Source organism: Streptomyces sp. NPDC045678 (assembly GCF_056432085.1).
The window spans coordinates 195,401-214,686 of sequence record NZ_JBWKJS010000013.1; the positions used below are offsets into that span (position 1 = coordinate 195,401).

The window sequence follows — 19,286 nt, forward strand, 5'->3', positions numbered from 1 at the left end:
TCTTCCCGCGCGGGGCGGCGTTCGTCGTGGCTTGCCCGAAAAGGCCCCTATCGGTGGCGGAGTCGAGAGGGTACGCTGAGTAACAGCCCGTGGTGCGTTGTCGCTGTTAGCGCTGTGATGACCTTCCGGCGATCTCTCGGGTCGAGGAGTGGCCCTTACGCCAGCGGCTGCTCTCAGCGGAACTCTGCTTCCGTTTCGCAGCACCGCGCGAAGGGCCGCACGGTGGATCTGATCTCCGTATCCTCCACCGCCCGTCCCTCTCACGGCGCACCAAGGCATCGGATCTGCCATGCGCGACTACTTCGCGGACGACCTCCTGCTCATCATGCCCACCACCCACAGCCCCGGCGTACGACTGTCCGGCGAGGTCGTCAGCACGCATCGAGGGCCGCTGGCCCTCGCACTGACCGACCAGACCCAGGGCAACGGCCGGGACCGGCCGCAAGCGGACGAGATCCTCATCGACCTCACCGGCGTCCGCTACCTGGCCAACAGCGGCCTAGAGACCCTCGTCGCCTTCGCCGTCCACCTGCAGCCCCCGCAGTGCCTGGTGGTGCGCGCCACCCCGGAACTCGAGCTGCACGACCGGATCGCGGCGCGCGGCTGGGACCGCATCGAGACGCTGCGGCTCGAAGAGGACCCCGACGCGTAGCGGGAACGCGGAGGCCAGGTCACGAGCCCCCTCCCGTACCCCTCGTACGGGGACGGCGCGCGTGGCCGGGAGCTCCGCGAGCAACTCACCGACCAGGCAGGCGTTCTCGGGCCGCGAGGCGTAGCGGCTGCGGGCCTTCGGAACCGGCACGACCAGGCCCGCCGGAGCCCCCAGCGCCTCGGCGATCACCCCGGCCCACTCGGCGCGGGTCACCCGGTCGGGGCCTCCCAGGTGCAGGACCGGCGGAAGAGGGGCAGGGGCGGCGAGCAGCGCGGCCACGACGGCCGCCACGTCGTCCACGTGGACCGGGGTGGTCCAGTGGTCGTCGGGCGCCTCGACGGGCGCGCCGTCGGCCAGCCGGTGGGCGCAGGCGGCGAAGAAGTTGAGCCACTTGCCCGCGTCGGCGGGCTCATGGCCGTAGACGAGGCTGACCCGCAAGCAGACCGCCCGCGCGGCGCCGCCGAGGAGCAGGCGCTCGGCGTGCCGCTTGGCACGGCCGTAGGCGTTGGCGGGGGAGACGGGAGTGCGCTCCGTGTTGCGCCACGCGTGGCCGTCGAAGACATTGTCCGTGGAGATCATGACGATGCGCGAAGCACCGGCGTACGCGGCGAAGTTGGCGGTGACGGCGGCGTGCGCCGCGTCCGCCTCCTCCGGGTGCTCCTCGCACCAGGTGACATCGGAGGGGCCGTGCACCAGGACGATCCGCTCCGGCCGCACCCGCGCCAGGAGCCTGCCGCAGGCCTCGGCGTCGGTGGCGTCGAGCGCGGACCACCGTGCGCCGTACTCCTCGGGAGCCGTGGCGGGCCGCCCGCGCGAGACGAGGGTGACGTCGTCCCCGGCACGCGCGAGCCGCCGGGCGATACCGGTGCCGACGAAGCCGCTGCCGACGATGAGGGTGCGGGGGGTGGTCATGCGGGAGGCCTGTCTGTGGGAGGCGGGGAGGGGTGGCACCGTGCCGTCAGGAGGCGGCCCGCGCCGAGCAGGCCGTGGTCGTCGTCGGGGGCGCCCAGGGACATCAGCGCGTCCACGCGGTCCGCGGTGAGGCCGAAGCAGCCCTGCCGGACCAACTCCTCCACCAGCAGCGCCCGGTACCGCTCCCCGACCGCGAGCGCGAAACCGCCCACGAGGATGAAGCGGCACACCCCGATCGACGTGAAGACCGCGGAGATCGCCTGGGCGAGCGGTACGAGGGTGCCTCGGAGCACCCCTGTGGCGAACGGGTCGCCCTCCACGATCGCCTTGGCCAGCGCCGGATTGCCGATCGCGTCCGGATGACCGCCCCCGCAGAGCGCGGCGAGGCGGGACGTGGAGAACCCGGCCGGATCGGCGGCCGCCGCGCGCCGGGCCGCCGCGAGCACCCCGCGCCCCGAGGCGACGGCACCCAGATGGCCGCGGCCGCCGCAGTCGCACAGCGGCGCGTCGGGCGAGGGGTCGCAGACCCAGTGACCCAGCTCGCCCCCGTGCCCCGCGGCGTCGACGAGCACGTCACCGCCGCGGAAGACCTTGTTGCCGATGCCCGAGCTGACGGTGAGAAGACAGAACGGCTCCGGCTCCGTGGCGGCGTACCGCCAGGCCGCCGCCGTGAGGTCGTTGACGACGGTGACCGGCACACCGAGCCGCTCGCTCAACAGCGCGCCGAGCGGCAGCGGTTCGCCGCGCAGCCCCCACACCGTGGGCGCCGCGACGACAAGACCCTCCGCCGTGACCGGCCCCGCGAAGGCGATCCCGACCGCGGGCGGCGCTCCACCCGGGCCGGCGCCGTGCCGCTCGACCTCGCGCACGATCTGTTCGACCACCCGCCCCTGCACCTCCGGCACGGACGCGTCCGGGTGGAGCGCCCTGCCCTCGACGGGGACGCGGCGCACGCGGGAGAGGCGGCCGGACGCCGGGGCGTAACGGCCCACCCGCAGCGTGGTTCCGCCCACGTCCAGCACGGTGAAGGGCCCGGCCCGCCGGTCAGCTTCCCTCGTCGTCACGCACTGCCTCCTCGAAGACCAGCAGGTGCAGATCCGTGGCGTCCTGGGAGTCGTTGAGCAGGCCGTGCTCGCCGTAGGGGCGATTGACGACGACGTCGCCCGCCTCCACCCGGAACTCCTCCCCGTCGCGGAACATCAGTCCGCTCCCGGCGAGCACGACGTACGTCTCGCGGTCCGCCCCGTGCCGGTGCCTGCCGATGGAGGTACCGGGCGGCAGGACGGCCAGGTCGATGAAGTCCGCACCGGCGGCGCCCTCTTCGCGGACGAAGACGCGGTGCGCGAGGATGGTGCCGAGGCCGCCGTGGTCGTGCTCCTTGGCGGTCAGCAGATCCCGTACGTTGACCGGGGGCCTGTGCTCAGTCATCGCGCCGCACCTCCCGGTCCGCCAGCGCGTCCAGAGCCGCCCGCAGCGTCTCCGCGGGGAGGTGCTCCAACTCGTCGACGAAGGCCGCCTTGCCGAGCGCGGTCGGCACGACCAGGTGCAGCCTGCGGCCACGGCGCTGCCACGACGCGCGCAGCGCCTGCGTCATCAGCCCGGGCGTGCAGGTGACCGGGTCGAACACGGGGAGCCCGATCCGTTCGAGCAGGGTCACGATCCGCTCGCAGGTCTCCTCGTCGGTGAGGCCGAGCAGCCGCGCCAGGTGCGCGGACAGCGCCATGTCGACGGCGACGGCCTCGCCGTGGGCCAGGCGGTGGCCGCCCGCCGTCTCGATGACCGGGCTGAACGTGTGGCCGAAGTCGACGAGCCGGGCGAGCTCGTGCTCCCGCAGATTCGGGCAGAGCTCCTCCATCATGAGCCGCATGGCGGTACGGACGATGTACGTCTCCACACCGTCGCCACCCGTGCCGGAAGGGGCGCGGCGGAACGCGTCCGGGTGCCGTTCCAGCGTCCTGAACAAGTCGCCGTCGAGGATCACCGCCATCTTCACGATCTCGGCGAGGCCGCAGCGGATCTCCCGCGCCGGCAGCGTGTCGAGGAGCGCCGGGTCGTTGAGGGAGGCATGGGCGGGATGGTAGGCGCCGAACATGTTCTTCGTGTGCAGGGCGTTGACGCCGGTCTTGACGCCGACGCCGACGTCGACCTGCCCCACCAGGCTGGTGTTGACCTTGATGTAGCGGATGCCGCGTGCGTACATGGACGCGGCGAAGCCGACGATGTCCGCGACGATGCCGCCGCCCACCGCGACCATCACCCCGTGCCGGTCGAGGCCCGCCGCCTTGGCGGTGGCGCACACCTCCTCCACGGAGGTCAGCGACTTGTTGTGCTCACCGGTGGCGATGGTGTGCACGCTCCAACTGCCCGGCTCCAGACGGGCGGTGAGGTAGCCGCGGAGCTGCTCTCCGTAGAGCCGGTCCACGGTGGGGCCGATGTAGGCCACCACGCGGCGGCCCGCCACGTACTCCGCGAGCAGCGGGTTGTCCGGGTGGAAGACCCCGTCGGTGACGTCGACGCGGTAGCCGGTGCCGTCCGGTGCGAGCAGGTCGAAGCCACCGGCGTCCTCACGGACCCCTGCGGTATCGGCCTCAGCAAGAACCTGGCCTGCCATGACTCTCCTTGGTGTCGTTCTCAGTGGTGTCGTGCGCGAAGACGTCCGCCAGGATCCGGAGCAGCGTGGACCGGGGGAGCTCCTCCAGCGGGACCGGGCGACCCCGCGCATCCGCCACCGGCAGCCGCCAGTTGGGGTGCACGGTGGCCGTGCCCGGCAGGTTCTGCGGACGGCGGTCGCCCGTCGCGTCCGGCAGCCAGACGCCGAGCATCCGGGCCGGCGTGAGCCGCAGGAACCGGTGCAGGGCGGCGACCTCGCCGTCCGGATCGGGCAGCAGCCCCAGCCGGGTCAGCTCGGCGAGCCAGCCGTCGCGCTCGGCCGCGGCCGCCGCCTTCTCCTCGGTCTCCGGCCGGGTCAGCAGCCCGAGCCGTGCCCGCAGGTCCACGTGCTCCCCGGAGAGCCAGGCCGCCGTCGTGGGCAGGTCGTGGGTCGTGAGGGTGGCCAGACAGTTCGCCCGCCACCGGTCGGGCGGCAGCGGGCCGTGCCGGCCCGCGGAGCCGCCCAGGTACTCGAAGCGCTGCACGGACGTGCCGAGCATGCCGCGCTCCGCGAGCTCCTCGCGCATGCCGTCCTCGACGGTGCCGAGATCTTCGCCGATCACTCCCGCGCCCGCGCGGTACGCCTCCAGCGCGAGGACCCCGAGCATCGCGTCCCGGTCGTACCCGACGTACGTGCCCTCCGTGGGAGGCCGCCCCTCCGGCACCCACCACAGCCGCGAAAGACCCATGACGTGGTCGACGCGCAGCGCCCCCGCGTGCCGCAGCCCGGACCTGAGCAGCTCGGCGAAGGGCCGGTACCCCTCGGCGGCGAGCGCGTCCGGCCGCCACGGGGGCTGGCCCCAGTCCTGGCCGCACCGGTTGAAGTCGTCCGGCGGCGCGCCCACGCTCATCCCGGTGGCGAGGCAGCGCTGCAGGGCCCAGGCGTCGGCCCCCTCCGGCGCGACGCCGACCGCCAGATCGTGCACGAGCCCGACCCGCATCCCTGCGCCGACCGCCGCGGCCTGTGCGGCCGCCAGCTGCTCGTCGGTGATCCACGCCAGCCACCGGTGGTGCTCGACGGCCGCGGCGAGCTCCTTGCGGGCCCGCGCCACGGCGGGGGAGCGGGGATCGCGCAGCTCGGCGGGCCAGGACCGCCACGCTCCGCCGTGCACCTCGGCGAGCGCGCACCACGTGGCGTGGTCGGTGAGGCCCTGCCCCTCGCGCTCGACGAACGCGGTGAAGGCCGCGGCACGTCCCGGCGACAGCGGTACGTCGCGCACGGCCCGCAGCGCGCGCTGCTTGAGCTCGCGCACCGCCTCGCGGTCGATGAGCGAACTCCCGTCCAGCACCGCGTCGTTCAGCCGACACGCACGGGCGACGAGGTCGTCCACGGCGGGGCGCGCCACCGGGTCGAGATACGCGTACTCGGGCACCGCCTCCACGCGTACGTGCATGGGGTCGGCGAAGCGCCGTGAACTCGGCCGGTACGGGGACGGGTCGGGCAGCGGCCCCGGCTCCACGGCGTGCAACGGCCCGAGCTGCACGAACCCCGCGCCGAGGGCTCGCCCCGACCAGGAGGCGAGCTCCGCCAGGTCGCCGAGGTCGCCCATGCCCCAGGAGCGGCGCGAGAGGACGGAGTAGAGCTGGACGAGGAAGCCCCAGGTGCGGCCCGCGGGGGTGGGCAGACGGTCGGGCACGGCGAGCAGGGGTGCGTGCGCCTGCCGTCCGTCGGGTGTGCGGACGTGGAGGATGTGGTGACCGGGCGGGAAGGCGGGGGAGAGGGCGGTTCTGCCTCCGGACTCCAACCGCACGTGGTGCGTTACGTGTTGGAGGAGGTTCGTGAGGTGCGCGGGGAGGGGCGGGGTGTCGCTCCGGACGCCGTCCACGGGCACGCGTATCACCACACACGGCGGCAGCGATCTCTCCGCCTGCTCGTGCCGGTGCGCCTCCAGGGCGGCGCGTGCCGTCGCCTCCGTCGACGCGTCCACGCCGCACGCCGCGAGTACGGCGACCAGCGTGTCGGGGGTGACGTCGACGCGGTGGCCGCGGTCGGTGCTGTACGAGGCGGCCACTCCGTGGGCGTGGGCGAGTGCGGTGAGTACGGTGGGTGCGGTGTGTGCGTCCCGCTTGTTCGGGCCGCCAGCGACGGGAAAGTCCCTGGTCATGTGAGTGTCCCCGGTCTCGGTCCTGTCGGCGCCGGGATCGACACCGGGTTCGGTGTCGGGGCGAAGAGCCGTTCCAGGACGGCCGCGACGCCGTCCTCCTCGTTGCTCGGCGCGACCTCGTCGGCCATGGCGCGCAGCTCCGGGTGGGCGTTGGCGACGGCCACCCCGTGGCCCGCCCAGGCGAGGAGCGGAATGTCGTTGGGCATGTCGCCGAACGCGATGGTGTCCGCGCCCGTGAACCCGAGGAGCCGGGCCGCCCGTGCGACCCCCGCGCCCTTGGTGGTGCCGAGCGGCAGCACCTCCACCATCCCCTTCACGGAGTGCACGACGCTCACGTCTTCACCGCACAACTTCTCGGTGACGCCCGCGAGTTCGTCCTCCGGGACCTCCGGGTGGTGCAGGACCAGCTTGTCGATGGGGTCGGACCACAGCCGTGCGCGGTCGGCCGTCACGTCCCAGCCGTGACGGACCCGTTCCCCGAAGCGCGGCGTCACCTTGAACCGGCTCTCGGGCGGCGCCGTGACGACCCCGAGTTCCAGCGTGCCGAGTGCCTCCTCGACCCGGGCGACCACCGATCTGGCCAGGCCGAGGTCGAGCCGGGCGGAGTCGAGGAGCCGGTCCGCGCCCGCGTCGTACAGCTGGGCGCCCTGCCCGCACACGGCGATGCCCCGGTAGCCGAGCGCGGTGAGGAGATCACGGCAGGCGGCGGCGGGCCGCCCCGTGACGACGAGATGGTGCGCGCCCGCCCGGGTGGCCAGGGCGAGGGCGCGGCGGGTGCGGTCGGACACGGTCAGGTCGCCGCGCAGCAGCGTGCCGTCGAGGTCGGTGGCGACGACCCGGTAGGGCGGCGGCGACCCGGCGACCGGGACGCTGTCCCAGGCGACCCGCCCGGAGCGCAGGGTCACCATGACGACGAGTTCCCGCCCGACGGGCAGCCCGTCGAGGACCCCGTGGAACGTACCGTCGTCCCCCGCCGGCAGCGGCAGAAACGCGGCCCCGCTCCCGACCGGCACCGCCTCGTCGGACGCCACCGCTTCGGCGACGGACTCCAGCGCCGCCCCGGACCGCGCCGCCCCCGCCGAGTCCACCACCACCTCCACGCGCTCCGCCCCGGCATGGACGTACTCGACCAGCCACCCGCGACCGTCCCCGGCGGGGCTCGACGTCACCCGGCACCGCGCCGCCAGCCGCGCCACCCAGTCAGCGCGCCCCGCCGTCTCCGCGAGCTCCCCGCACCGCGCGAAGTCCGCACGCGCATGAGCCGCTTCGAAGAGCCGCTCCAACGCGGGCCCGTCCAACGGGGCGCACCGCGCGTACGCCGTCGCGTCACCCCGTTCGGCCGCCGCGCGTGCGATCCGCTCGCCGTGGCGTGCGAAGTCCGCGTCGTCCAGCGCGTCGAACCAGCCCCACGCGATGGCGTCCTCGGCGGGGAACGGCAGCTGTTCGCCGCGCAGCAGCGTGTCGAACGCGGCGAGGCGCAGCTCCGCACTCCGCGACCAGGTGAACTGCCGTGCCAGACGGCGGGAGGTGGCCGACAGGCGGTCGTACGTTTCCGGGGCGCCCCGGAAGAGCGCCGCGGCCCGGCGTATTCGGTCGGCCAGTTCGTGTGCGAGTACGGGATCGTCGTCGCGGAACGAGCCGCGCACGGAGAACCCCGTCGCCTCCGGGTCGGTGAGCGGGCGTGCGTGCCCGAAGTGGCCGGTGACGCGCTGAGCCGTGGCGATCGGTACCGCCCCGCACGCCATCGCCTCGGCCTGCGCGATGAGGAAGCCGTCCAGTTCGTACTTGGAGGGATTGACGCAGAAGTCGGCGCACGCGGCCTGCTCGAACAGGGTGTCCTCGTCGGCGAGGCACCAGTCCAGGTACACCTGGCCCGGGTGGCGGTCGGCGACGCTCTGGAAATAGGCGTTCGCGACGGCCGGCCCGGCAGGGGAGGCCTCACCGCCTCCGCCCGTCGCACAGCGGATGACGAAGCTGAGGTCCGGGTCGGTGGCGAGGACCTCCTCCACCGCCCGCATCAGCTCCAGCTGGCCCTTGTGGTGCACGGCGTAACGCGCCGCGTGGAAGAAGACGGGACGTGCCGGATCGAGGCCGAGCCCGCTCAGGACGGCGGCGCGGTCCACCGCGCCCGGGTCACGGGCGAGCCAGCTGTCGGCCACTCCGCAGCCGCCCATCAGCAGCTTGTGCGGCTGGGCGCGGAGCTCCCGGGCCACCGGGAGCGTGGCGAAGAGCGCTTCGAACGGGGTGTCCTCGAAGGTGCTGTAGTGGGCGCGCTGGCCGGGCGAGACGAAGTCGACCAGGTCCGCGTGGGCGGCGACCAGGGGGAACACGCCGACGTGGTCGGGTCGGCGCTGCTGGTGCATGCGGGTGCCTGCGAGGGCCCGCGCGATGGTCGCCGCGGGCGCGTCATCGGGTGGCAGCGGACCGTCGAGCGCGTCCAGGTCGATGCCCTCACCGGCGCCGAGGAGCGTGAGGAGACGCTCCACCTGGGGACGGTGGACCTGTTGCCCGACGGGCGCGTTGGCAGCGACCGTGCTCACGGTGCGGTACCGCGGGTCGGCGGCGAGCACAGGCGGCAGCAGGTAGTGGTAGTACGGCTCGAAGCCGTGGACGATCGCGGGCTCCGGACCGGCCGTGTCAGGGAGCGGGTCGAGCGGCAGGCCGGATCTGATGAAGCGCAACCCCTCCACCTGGAACACCAGCGGCTTGAAGTGCGCCAGGTCCCGGCCCTCCAGACCGGGCGGCGGGTAGAGGCGGTCGGGCAGCAGGTCGAGGTAGGCGTTGGACAGGAAGTAGACGTCCACGCCGTCCAGACGGAGCCGGTACGCGCGCGTGGTCAGCTCGACGACGACCTCCGCCGGGTGGTCCGGCCACACCTCCGGGTCGAGGACGAGCGGCACCACGTGGTCGGCGCGGTGGTTGAGCTCCTCGATGGGGAACGTCTCCCGGAGCCGGTCGAGGTGGCCGTGGGCCGGGGTGATCACGGAGACGCGGTGGCCGCGCGCGGCGTACTCGCGCGACAGGTTCCAGACCAGCGGCGAGAGACCGCCCCGCATCAGACGGTGGTCGAAACCGCCGCACTCGTACGAGAAGTGGATGATGTGCACGTGCGCCCAGCCCCCTCAGCCGGTGGCCGCGGCGCTCGCGCGCGCACACGCGCCGCGCAGCCCCGGCAGGTCGATGAACTCGGTGTGGGTGCCCGCGCTGCCGCAGGCGAAGGCCCCCGAAACGGACCCCGCGAGCACGCACTCCTCCACCGGCCGCCCCTCGAAGAGGGAGTGCAGGAACGCGGTGACGAAGGCGTCCCCCGCCCCGTTGCTGTCGACCACGGGCCGCTCCGGCCGTACCGCGGGGAAGTGCCGCACCTCCGTGTCGCCGCGCACCAGGACGTGGCAGCCTTCCGCGCCGTCGGTCGCGACGACGAGGCGTGCCCTGCCCTTGTCGAGCACGGAGTGCAGCACCTCGTCGAGCCGGTCGTGGATCGCGGCGGCGCTGAGGAAGACGTGGTCGGAGGCGAGCGCGTACGTACGGTGGTGCGGGTCGCGTGCGTCCCAGTCGTGCAGGTCCGTCGAACAGGTCACGCCGAGTCTGCGGATGTCGTCGTACAGGTCGCGGTTGACGCCGGTGATGGAGAGGTGGACGTGCCGGGCGCGCTCCAGGTAGGGCAGGTAGAAGTCGCGCGGCAGCCGCAGGTCCGCGGGGTGCCTGCCGTCGTAGAAGGAGAAGCGGCGGCCCTGCGGGTCGACGAGGTTGACGCCGCGCGGGGTGCCGTGCGGCGAGACGACGTGGCTGAAGTCCAGGCCGCGGTCGGCGTACGCGTCGAGGACGGAGCGGCCCTGCGCGTCGTCCCCGAGGAAGTCGATGAACTTGGTGGACAGGCCGAGCGCGTGCCAGCCGAGCGCGACGCCGTTCCCGGTGTGCGCCACGTAGTCGTACACGGGCGGCACGAACACCGAGTCGCCGGGCGGCAGTTGCAGCGCGTCGACACGCACGATCGTGTCCACGCCGGCACCGCCGACCACCAGGACGTCGTACTGCGGGTCACTCATGCGCGTACTCCTTCTGTCTCCGGGACTTCGGCCTGCGGGACTTCGGTCTGCTGGATGCGTCCGTCCTCCAGGACGACCGCCCCCTCGATGTCGGCGCCCGCGGGGATCCTGGCGCCGGGCAGCACCACACTGCGCCGCACCCGGGCGCCCGAGCCGATCCGGACGCCGGGGAAGAGCACGCTGTCCTCCACACGGCCGTCGTTCACCAGGTCCGAGGGCACCACCGACGAGCGCACCCCGAAGTGGTCGGCCACCCAGGCGCGCCGCACGTCCGGTGCCACGGTCCACGGCATGCGCCCGACGGGCAGCCCGGCCGTGGGGGAGGCCGCGAGCGCGAGGTGCGCGCGGTGGTAGCGCTCGACGGTCCCGATGTCCTCCCAGTGGCCCGCCACCTCGTGGCCGCGGATGTGCTCGCCGGCCGCGAGCATCGCCGGGATCACGTCCCGGCTGATGTCGTGCTGCCAGTCGGTGCCGTCGAGCCGCTCCAGATACCGGCGCAGGACGGCGGCGTCGAAGACGCAGAACGCCGCGAAGACCAGGTCGCTCGTGGCGACGTCCGGCTTCTCCACGAACGCGGTGAGCCGCCCCCGCCCGTCGAACTCGACCATCCCGAACAGGTGCACCCAGCGCGGGTCGATGCGCTGGTACGCCAGGGTGAGCGCTGCCCCGGAGGCGCGGTGGGCGTCGATCAGCGGCCGGTAGTCGAAGCGGTAGACGTGGTCGGCGTGCAGCACGAGGACGTGCTCCGGACCGGGCCGGGTGCCGTCCCCCTCGAAGACGTGCGCGCTCTTGCGGATCAGCGCGTCGGCCGTGCCCCGCTCCAACGGCCAGGTGCGGGAAGGAAGTTCCGCCGGAAGGCGGGAGCCGGCCGTCGCGTACGCGGCGTCGTACGGGCCGAAGTGCACCCGGAAGTCCGGCCGCTGGTTCCACACCCGGTGCAGGTCGTCCATCAGCTGCCGCTCCTCGTACTGCGAGAGCAGCAGCACCTCGCCGAGTCCCGACGCCCGCGCGTTGGCGAGGCTGAAGTCGATGAGCCGGCAGGCCCCGCCGTACGGCACCAGCGGCTTGAGCCGCCCCGTCCCGAGGGGGCCCATGCGCCGCCCCTCGCCGCCCGCGAGCAGCACGGTCCGGACCGTGCGCATCGTCATGTCCGGCTCAGCCACGGCGCACCTCGTCCCAGGTGACGCGGCCGGAGGAGAGGGTGAGGAGCAGCCGGGCGTCCCCGGCCCGTTCGGGCGCCGGGCCGCCGAACTCGCCGGGCGCGGTCCGTTCCAGCAGCTCCACGCGGGGAAGCGCGCGGCCGTCCGTACCGACCTCGGAGGGGGTGACCAGCTCGACGCGTTCCGCGTGCGGCAGCCGGTAGACGATCCTGCCGTCGTCGCCCACACGGCAGCGGCCGCGCAACCGGTCCACGTCCTGCCGCTCCACCGCCCCGCCCGGCCCCCGTTCGAGGACCCGCTCGCAGGCGGCGAAGTCGGCTCGCTGCCAGGCGGCCGCGAAGACGCGCCGTGCGGCGTCGGCGTCCAGGGGAGCGTGGCGTTCGTAGACGTCCACGGCGCCGTGCGCGACCGCGGCCTCCGCCACCGCGGCGCTCTCCGCGTCCCGCAGCTGATCGAACCACCCGTGCCGCAGCGCGAGGTGGAGCGGGGGCTCGGCGTCCTCACCCCGCCAGAGGCGCCCGAAGGCCGTCAGATGCAGGTCCGCACAGCGCTCCCAGGTGAACTCGCGCGCGACGGCGGACGCGCGTTCCGACAGTTCGCGGTAGCGGGCCGGATCCTCCGACCAGAGCGTCACCGCCTCCCGGAACCGGTCGGCGAGCGCCGAGACGAGCAGCTCGTCGTCCTCGGCGAACGACCGGTTCACGGCGAAACCGGTACCCGTCGACGGGCCGTCGGCGTGCCGGAAGTGCGCCATGCCCTCCTGGGCGGTCGCGATGGGCACGGCGCCGCACGCCATCGCCTCGCCCTGCGCGATGAGGAAGGTGTCCATCTCGAACTTGGACGGGAAGACGCAGAAGTCGGAGCTCGCCGCGTACGCGAACACCCGCCGCTCGTCGACCCGCTCCCACTCCAGGTGCAGCCGCCCGGCGTGCCGTCGCGCGACCTCGTGGAAGTACGGGTCGTCGATGCCCTCCCCGGCGATGCAGCGCAGCACGAAGTTGGCGGCGAGCCCCTCGGACAGGACACGGTCGACCGCCCGCACCAGCTCCACCTGGCCCTTGTGGTGGACCGCGTAGCGCGCGTTGTGGAAGAACGTGGGCAGGGCGGGATCGAGCCCGAGGCCGCCGAGCACGTCCGTCCGGTCGACCCCGTCGGGGTCCATGGCGAGCCACTCGTCGGAGATCGCGCAGCCGCCCACGAACATCTTGTGCGCGTTGCGCCGCACGACGTCCGCCGTCGGGAGCCGCTCGAAGAGCTCGGCGAAGGGGGTGTCGCGGAACGAGGCGTAGAAGTCGAGCTGGCCGGGGGAGAGGAAGTCGATCAGGTCGGAGTGCTCGGCGGTGAGCTCGTAGAGCGCGACGTGGTCCGGCGGGTAGGCGTAGTGGAGGTGGGTGAGCTGCTGGTACTGGAGCACGGCGGCCGGGTACGAGCTCTCGTCCCGCTCCGGAGTCGTCGGCAACTCCACCTTCAAATCGAGGAGTTCGAACAACCGCCGGACCTCGGGTCCGTACACCTTCTTCGCGATCGGCATGTTGCTCTGCACGGTGCTGACGACCAGTTTCGTCGGGTCGTCGCGCAGCGCGGCGGGCAGCAGATAGTGGTAGTACGGCTCGTGCGCGTGCACCACGGCCCGCTCCTCGCCGAACCAGCCGCGCAGGAACCGCACGCTGTCGGCCTGGAAGACGAGCGGCTTGCAGAAGACCAGGTCGCGGCCCTTGGCGGAGTACGGCGGATAGAACGTGGTCGGCAGCCGGTCGAGGTAGTCGTTGGAGAGGAAGTACAGGTCGACGCCGTCAAGGCGGATGCGGTGTGCGGTCGTCCGCAGCTCGATGCCGGTCTCGGCGGGGAAGCCCCGCCAGATCTCGGGGTCCAGGACGAGGGGGAGGGTGTACGTGTCCTCGTACGGCAGGTCCTCCACGTCGTAGCGCGCCCGCAGGTCGTCCAGGCGGCCGTGGGCAGGCGTCACGATGGAGACCCGGTGGCCGCGCGCGGCGAAGGCCCGGGAGAGGTTCCACAGGTACACCGAGGTGCCGCCCTGCAAAAAGGTGTGGTCGAATCCGCAGCACTCGAAGTAGGTCTCGATGATGTGCATGCGGGGCTCGACCGTCGGTACGACGTTCTCGGGGGTCAGCACGGCCTCACGTCCTCGGAGTCGCGGTGGGCGCCGCTGTCGCCTGCGCCGAGCCGCAGGGCGTGGCGGAGGTCGATCGCGGCGTGGTAGGGGCGCGTGTGCGCGTGGTTGTAGGCCAGTTCGTGGAGGAGCCGGCGCAGATAGAGGAGCCGTCGGAGCGGTCCGTCGGACGCGGGGCCGAGGAGCAGCTCGCGCACGCGCTCCCGCCAGTGGTCCGCGACCTCGAACACCTGCTTCAGTTCGGCCTGTTGAGCCGGGGCGAGGTGCGGCGCTCCGTCGAGCGAGCCGAGCATGGTCTCCAGGGAGTCGACGCCCAGACGGTTCGCGGCCTCGAACGCCGCCTCGTCCGCCGCGAAGTACTCGAGGCCGCGTTGCAGCGCCACGACGTCCTCGAGCGGCGACTGTGCGGCCCAGCCCGGCGCGGTGGGAGCGGTGCTCGGGGTGGAGATGTCGATCAGGGCCGACGGGTTCCACAGCAGGTGGGACAGGTGCAGGTCGCCGTGGCAGGGGCCGCCACCGGCCCAGGAGGGCCCTGTCCGGCCCAACTCCGCTTGCAGTTCCACCACTTCAGCGGCCAGCGACGTGAAGGCAGCTCGCACCGCCCGTACGGGCAGTGCCGGATCGGCGGTGGTGCGGTCGCGCAGGTCCGCGAGTCGCCGCTCGGCCTGCGCGAGTCGCTCGGCGGCGGGATAGGCGGGCTGCGGCGACCCGTCGCCGAGACGCTCGGCGAGATCGGTGTGGAAGCCGCTCAGGAAACGGCCCGCTTCCCGCAACTGCCGCTCCAGCGGCAGCAGATGGCGGCGCGCCACCACCTCCGGCGAAGCACGGGTGAGCAGACGCGACAGGGCGGGCCACAGGGACCGCAGGTTCTGCCGAAGCGGTACGTCCATGCCCTCGCCCGGGGCGTAGCGGTAGACGACACCCAGCGGATGCCGGGTCCCGGAGGCGGGGTCGGTGTACGCGTAGTCGCCCGCCCACTCCGGAGTGCGCCCCGTGCCGTTCATCAGCCGCAGCAGGTCGGGCTCCCGCACGTCGTCGTCGAGGCCGCGGTACGTCTTGTGGATGTGCGGCACGCCCCCGATCTCCACGAGGGACAGGGCGTTGGACGACCAGCCCTGCTCGAAGGGGAGCGGCCGTACTTCGGGCAGGGGGCCGACCGGGGCGTCGCCGGTGCCGCGGAACTCCACGGCGCCGCCGCGCTCCGTGCGCAGGGTCCCGCCGGCCAGCGCCCTGAGCACCGCCTCCCTGTGGAACCCCTCGACGGCGTGGGCCTCCCGTCCGCCCCCGATCTCCACCGGCACGAAGAACCGCCGGCCCGACGCGGGCCCGCCGACCGCCGCCACGACCAGCAGCAGTGCCGCGGATCCGAGCACGGCGTGGTCGACGCGCTCGTACCGGTCGGCCTTGCGCCCGTCCTCGGGCATCCACGGCGCCGCGCGCAGCAGCGCGGCCAGCTCCTCGTCCCGGATCACGAACCTCAACTCCCAGTCATCTCGTACGTGTTGATGCCGCGTCGCCACACGGCGAGAGCAAGCAGCAGCGACAGCGCCGTCACCACGGGCAGCCACCCCAGGAGTGCCGTATCGCCGGAGAGGAGATAGACGGCGGGGACGTACGACGTGAAGGCGAACGGCAGCACCCAGGTCAGCAGCGCGCGCAGCGACGCGTGGTAGATGTCGAGGGGGTACGCCGCGAACTCCGACACCTGGCTCGCCGCGTACATCGCGGGCAGGCTCGTCACCGTCCAGAACGACAGCGACGCGAAGAACAGCTTGACCGCGGTGTGGATCAACGCCCCGCAGAGCACGAGCAGCGGGGCGAGCGCCCACTGCGCGGCCGTGAGGTCCAGGCCGAGCGAGGTGCCCGCGTACGTCACGAGGGCGGCGCCGACGACGAGCTCGCCGAGCGCGTCGGGATGGAAGAAGCGCTCGGAGAGCAGGGAGAAGAGCGGATCCACCGGGCGGATCAGATAGCGGTAGAACTCGCCGCGCTGCACCAGCTTGCGGCCCAGCTCCCACAGCTGGTCGGTGAAGAGGTGGTCGAGGCCGCGCGGCAGGAGCGAGAAGCCGAGCAGGAAGAGCACCTCGTGGTACGACCAGCCGCCCACGGCCGGCACCTGCCGGAAGACCAGGCCCACCACCGCCGTCTGGATGCCGACCCGCACCAGGAAGGCCCCGGCGCCGAGCGCGAAGTCGAGACGGTACGCGGCGAGCCGGTGCAGGCCGACCCCGCCGAGGAACCAGGAGAGCCTGACGTACCAGAGCGCCGTGCCGAGGCGTGTGCGCGTCATCCGCCCAGCACCTCCAGACGCCCGAGCGCGGCCCGCCACAGCACCGCGCACAGCACCGTGAGCCCCACCACCCAGCCCACTTGCTGGGCCAGCACGGCGACGGCGCCGCCCACCCCCTCGTACCTGCCGAGGAGCAGCGTCAGCGGACCGTCGACCATCCCACGGAAAGGCAGCGCCTCGGCGACCGCCGCCAGCGGGCCCGGCATCAGCGCGATCGGCACCAGCTGCCCGGCGAAGAAGGCCACGACGCTCTGCTTCACCATCCGCACGCCCCACGTGTTCGTGGTGACGAAGCCCGTCATGCCGGTCAGCAGGTTCACGCAGAACGCGATGAGCACGGACAGCACGGTCGACACGGCGAACAGCGCGGCGTCGGCAGGACGGGGAGCCGTCAGCGGCACCAGGAACGAGAAGAGCACCAGCACCGGCACCCCGACGAGAACGGCGTTGGCCGCGACCACCGGCAGGCACGCGAAGAGCCGCACCAGCGGATAGTTGACCGGACGCACCAGCATCACGGCGACGTCCCCGCGGTAGACCTCGGCGGCCACCTCGTCGTCGACCCGGTTGGCGTGCAGGACCTGCAGCACCTGGGCCACCAGCAGATACGTGGTGATGCCCGCCGGGGTGAAGCCGCCGGGGCCCGCGCCGCCCGGCGAGTCCGCGTACACGGCACGCCACAGGAACACGGTGACCGCGGCGCCCGCGGCTGCGGTGACGCCCGTGACCACGAACATCGAGCGGTACTGGAGCAGGGACTGGAGCCCGCCGGTGGCGAAGGGGACGTAGCGCCCCGCACGGGTGTTCACGGGCGACCGCCGACGGGCGCGGGCGCCCGGCCGTAGATCTGCCGCAGCACCTCCTCCAGGTCCGGCTCGGGGGCGTAGCAGTCCACGAGGTCGAAGTGGTCCAGGAGGAAGGCGAGCACCTGGCGCGAGGCGAAGAGGCCCGCCGGATAGTCGACGCGGATCCGCCCGCCGTCCTCGACACCCGCCCTCGCGCCGGGCAGGCCCCGTTCGATCAGGGCGAGGGCCTCGTGCGGCGCCGGGCCGCCCCGGTGGTCGAAGCTCACCGAGCGGTCCTCGGCCGTGCGCAGCAGGTCCTGGATGGAGCCCTGGTGGACGACCCGGCCGTGGTCGACGACCAGGGCGCTGTCGCAGATCGCGCCGATGTCGGCGATGTCGTGGCTGGTGAGCACGACGGTCGTGCCGAGCTCCCGGTGCGCGCGGTTGACCAGGTCACGCACCGCCGTCTTGAGGACCATGTCGAGGCCGATGGTCGGCTCGTCCCAGAAGACGACGGCCGGGTCGTGCAGCAGGCTCGCGGCGATCTCCGCGCGCATCCGCTGGCCCAGGCTCAGCTGCCGCACGGGGGTGGTGCCGAGGGCGTCGATGTCGAGGAGTTCGCGGTAGAGCGCGAGGTTGCGGTGGTAGACCGCGTCGGGGATGTCGTAGACGCGGCGCAGGATGCGGAACGAGTCGGGCACCGACAGGTCCCACCACAGCTGGCTGCGCTGGCCGAAGACGACGCCGATGGAGCGGGCGTTCCGCCGCCGGTCGCGGTACGGCTCGATGCCGCCGACCAGGCAGCGGCCTGACGTCGGCGTCATGATGCCGGTGAGCATCTTGATGGTGGTGGACTTGCCGGCCCCGTTCGCACCGATGTACGCGGTCTTCGACCCGGCGGGGATCTCGAAGGAGACGCCGTCCACGGCGCGCACGGTGCGGTACTCGCGGGTGAGGAGCGTGGCGAGGCTGCCCAGCAGGCCGGGTCTGCGCTCGGCGATGCGGAACTCCTTGGTGAGGTCCTCCGCGACGATCACGCCACCACCTCCTCGACCGCTCGCTCGATGGCGCGTTCCAACAGGGCGACACCCTCGTCGAGTTGTGCCTCGTCGAGCGTGAACGGCGGGGCGAGGCGGATGATGTGACCGCCGAACGCCGTGCGCAGGCCCAGGTCGAGCGCGGCGGCGTGGACCGCGCGGGCGAGCTCCGGCGCGGGGCTGCGGCTCTCCCGGTCGGTGATGAACTCCAGGCCGTACAGGAGCCCGAGCCCTCGTACGTCACCGAGCTGCTCGTACCGGGAGCTCAGGGCCGCGAGCCGGTCGCCGAGCAACGCGCCCAGTGTGCGGGCACGTTCGGTCAGGCCGTCGCGTTCGATGACGCCGAGCGTGGCGTGCGCCGCCGCGATGCCGAGGGGATTGCTCGCGTACGTCGACGCGTACGAACCGGCCGTGGCCACCTCGGGGGAGCGCAGCAGCTCCGCGCGCCCGGCCAGCACCGCGAAAGGGAAGCCGTTCGCCATGCCCTTGGAGAGGACGACCAGGTCCGGTTCGACGCCGACGAGCTCCGAGGCGAGGAAGGCGCCGGTACGGCCGCCGCCGGTCAGGACCTCGTCGGCGACGAGCAGCACACCGTTGGCGCGGCAGGCCTCCGCGATCCGCTCCCAGTAGCCGGGCGGCGGCACGACGACGCCCGCCGCGCCCTGCACCGGTTCAAAGACCAGCGCGGCGACGTTCGGCTTCTCGGCGATGTGCTTGCGCACGAGAGAGGCGCACCGCACCCCGCAGTCCGGGTAGGTCAACTCCAGCGGGCAGCGGTAGCAGTTGGGTGCGTAGCCGAGGACGCTGTTCCCGGCGAACGCCTGGTGGCCGATGTCCCAGTGGACCAGCATCCGGGCGCCCATCGTCTTGCCGTGGAAGCCGTGGCGCAGCGCCCCGATCCGGTTGCGTCCCGCGGGCGCGGTCGCCTGGACCACGCGCAGGGCCGCCTCGACGGCCTCGGCGCCGGTGGAGAAGAGCGCGTAGGTATCGAGGTGGGCGGGGAGCAGCCGGGCGAGCAGTTCGAGCAGTCCGGCGCGTTCGGGTGTCGCGGCGTCGTGCACGTTCCACAGCCGCCCGGCCTGCGCGGTGAGCGCCTCGACGACCTCCGGGTGGCAGTGGCCGAGCGACTGGGTGAGCGTGCCGGCCGCGAAGTCCAGGTACTGGTTGCCGTCGAGATCGGTGAGGTGCGCGCCCGAACCCTCGGCGAACACGCGCTCTCCGGCGGCGGTCTCCTCCGAGGCGCCGGGCGCGAGATGCCGCGCCTCCCGGTCGAGCCGTGCGCGCTGCCGGTGACCTGTCACTGCTGCCCCCACTCCGGTCGATGTGCGTGGTGCCGGTGAACTGTCCGGATCGGCACCGAAGTTGAGCGGTGGGACCGGCGATGCGCACCGAGTCAAACAAAGCCTCCCCAAGATTGGCAAGAGATTGCTGAAACTTTCAGGCAGCTCTTGCGGTCGTACGTCCGGCTCTGCTTGAGTCGAGACCTCGCAAGCGAGGAGGGACCCGTGAGAACGCA

14 protein-coding genes are annotated in these 19,286 nt (G+C 73.0%); all 14 read right to left on the bottom strand.

Annotated features, from left to right (window positions below; all coding sequences use genetic code 11):
• Nucleotides 1–499 precede the first annotated feature (499 nt).
• The 14 genes from AC07DO_RS36880 to AC07DO_RS36945 are packed head-to-tail and all read right to left on the bottom strand — an operon-like array spanning nucleotide 500 to nucleotide 19,071.
• The gene (locus tag AC07DO_RS36880) at nucleotides 500–1,564 is read right to left on the bottom strand and encodes an FAD-dependent oxidoreductase (protein WP_479066339.1); all 1,065 of its coding nucleotides are present in this window, start codon (nucleotides 1,562–1,564) and stop codon (nucleotides 500–502) included.
• A complete protein-coding gene (locus AC07DO_RS36885; protein WP_479066341.1) occupies nucleotides 1,561–2,628 on the bottom strand; it encodes an ROK family protein in 1,068 nt (355 codons plus the stop codon). Before AC07DO_RS36885 ends, AC07DO_RS36880 begins: the two co-directional genes overlap by 4 nt.
• The gene (locus AC07DO_RS36890) at nucleotides 2,609–2,992 is read right to left on the bottom strand and encodes a cupin domain-containing protein (protein WP_479066343.1); all 384 of its coding nucleotides are present in this window, start codon (nucleotides 2,990–2,992) and stop codon (nucleotides 2,609–2,611) included. Before AC07DO_RS36890 ends, AC07DO_RS36885 begins: the two co-directional genes overlap by 20 nt.
• Nucleotides 2,985–4,175, bottom strand: a complete 1,191-nt coding sequence (locus tag AC07DO_RS36895; protein WP_479066345.1) for a sedoheptulose 7-phosphate cyclase — start codon at nucleotides 4,173–4,175, stop codon at nucleotides 2,985–2,987. The genes AC07DO_RS36890 and AC07DO_RS36895 overlap by 8 nt, the downstream gene beginning before the upstream one ends.
• A complete protein-coding gene (gene malQ / locus AC07DO_RS36900) occupies nucleotides 4,153–6,318 on the bottom strand; it encodes a 4-alpha-glucanotransferase (protein WP_479066347.1) in 2,166 nt (721 codons plus the stop codon). The genes AC07DO_RS36895 and malQ overlap by 23 nt, the downstream gene beginning before the upstream one ends.
• Nucleotides 6,315–9,425: an HAD-IIB family hydrolase gene (locus AC07DO_RS36905; protein ID WP_479066349.1), complete on the bottom strand. Its 3,111-nt coding sequence runs from the start codon at nucleotides 9,423–9,425 to the stop codon at nucleotides 6,315–6,317. Before AC07DO_RS36905 ends, malQ begins: the two co-directional genes overlap by 4 nt.
• Nucleotides 9,426–9,440: 15 nt before the next feature.
• Nucleotides 9,441–10,367 carry a carbohydrate kinase family protein gene (locus tag AC07DO_RS36910; RefSeq protein ID WP_479066351.1) on the bottom strand — a complete coding sequence of 309 codons (927 nt, stop codon included), beginning with the start codon at nucleotides 10,365–10,367 and terminating at the stop codon, nucleotides 9,441–9,443.
• The gene (locus AC07DO_RS36915; RefSeq protein ID WP_479066353.1) at nucleotides 10,364–11,530 is read right to left on the bottom strand and encodes a sugar phosphate nucleotidyltransferase; all 1,167 of its coding nucleotides are present in this window, start codon (nucleotides 11,528–11,530) and stop codon (nucleotides 10,364–10,366) included. Before AC07DO_RS36915 ends, AC07DO_RS36910 begins: the two co-directional genes overlap by 4 nt.
• Nucleotides 11,523–13,661, bottom strand: coding sequence for a glycosyltransferase (locus tag AC07DO_RS36920; RefSeq protein ID WP_479066355.1), 2,139 nt, complete (start codon nucleotides 13,659–13,661; stop codon nucleotides 11,523–11,525). Before AC07DO_RS36920 ends, AC07DO_RS36915 begins: the two co-directional genes overlap by 8 nt.
• A complete protein-coding gene (locus AC07DO_RS36925) occupies nucleotides 13,655–15,130 on the bottom strand; it encodes a phosphotransferase (protein WP_479066357.1) in 1,476 nt (491 codons plus the stop codon). Before AC07DO_RS36925 ends, AC07DO_RS36920 begins: the two co-directional genes overlap by 7 nt.
• A 5-nt stretch (nucleotides 15,131–15,135) precedes the next feature.
• The gene (locus tag AC07DO_RS36930; protein ID WP_479066359.1) at nucleotides 15,136–15,948 is read right to left on the bottom strand and encodes an ABC transporter permease; all 813 of its coding nucleotides are present in this window, start codon (nucleotides 15,946–15,948) and stop codon (nucleotides 15,136–15,138) included.
• A complete protein-coding gene (locus tag AC07DO_RS36935; protein WP_479066360.1) occupies nucleotides 15,945–16,757 on the bottom strand; it encodes an ABC transporter permease in 813 nt (270 codons plus the stop codon). Before AC07DO_RS36935 ends, AC07DO_RS36930 begins: the two co-directional genes overlap by 4 nt.
• Nucleotides 16,754–17,770, bottom strand: coding sequence for an ABC transporter ATP-binding protein (locus tag AC07DO_RS36940; RefSeq protein WP_479066362.1), 1,017 nt, complete (start codon nucleotides 17,768–17,770; stop codon nucleotides 16,754–16,756). The genes AC07DO_RS36935 and AC07DO_RS36940 overlap by 4 nt, the downstream gene beginning before the upstream one ends.
• Complete coding sequence (locus AC07DO_RS36945) at nucleotides 17,767–19,071, bottom strand: aspartate aminotransferase family protein (RefSeq protein WP_479066364.1); 1,305 nt, start codon at nucleotides 19,069–19,071, stop codon at nucleotides 17,767–17,769. Before AC07DO_RS36945 ends, AC07DO_RS36940 begins: the two co-directional genes overlap by 4 nt.
• Nucleotides 19,072–19,286: the final 215 nt, after the last annotated feature.

Excerpts from the sequence above, each read along its gene's own strand:
- malQ (WP_479066347.1), bottom strand. The coding sequence starts at position 6,318 with ATGACCAGGGACTTTCCCGTCGCTGGCGGCCCGAACAAGCGGGACGCA.
- AC07DO_RS36880 (WP_479066339.1), bottom strand. The coding sequence starts at position 1,564 with ATGACCACCCCCCGCACCCTCATCGTCGGCAGCGGCTTCGTCGGCACC.
- AC07DO_RS36930 (WP_479066359.1), bottom strand. The coding sequence starts at position 15,948 with ATGACGCGCACACGCCTCGGCACGGCGCTCTGGTACGTCAGGCTCTCC.
- AC07DO_RS36890 (WP_479066343.1), bottom strand. The coding sequence starts at position 2,992 with ATGACTGAGCACAGGCCCCCGGTCAACGTACGGGATCTGCTGACCGCC.
- AC07DO_RS36910 (WP_479066351.1), bottom strand. The coding sequence starts at position 10,367 with ATGAGTGACCCGCAGTACGACGTCCTGGTGGTCGGCGGTGCCGGCGTG.
- AC07DO_RS36895 (WP_479066345.1), bottom strand. The coding sequence starts at position 4,175 with ATGGCAGGCCAGGTTCTTGCTGAGGCCGATACCGCAGGGGTCCGTGAG.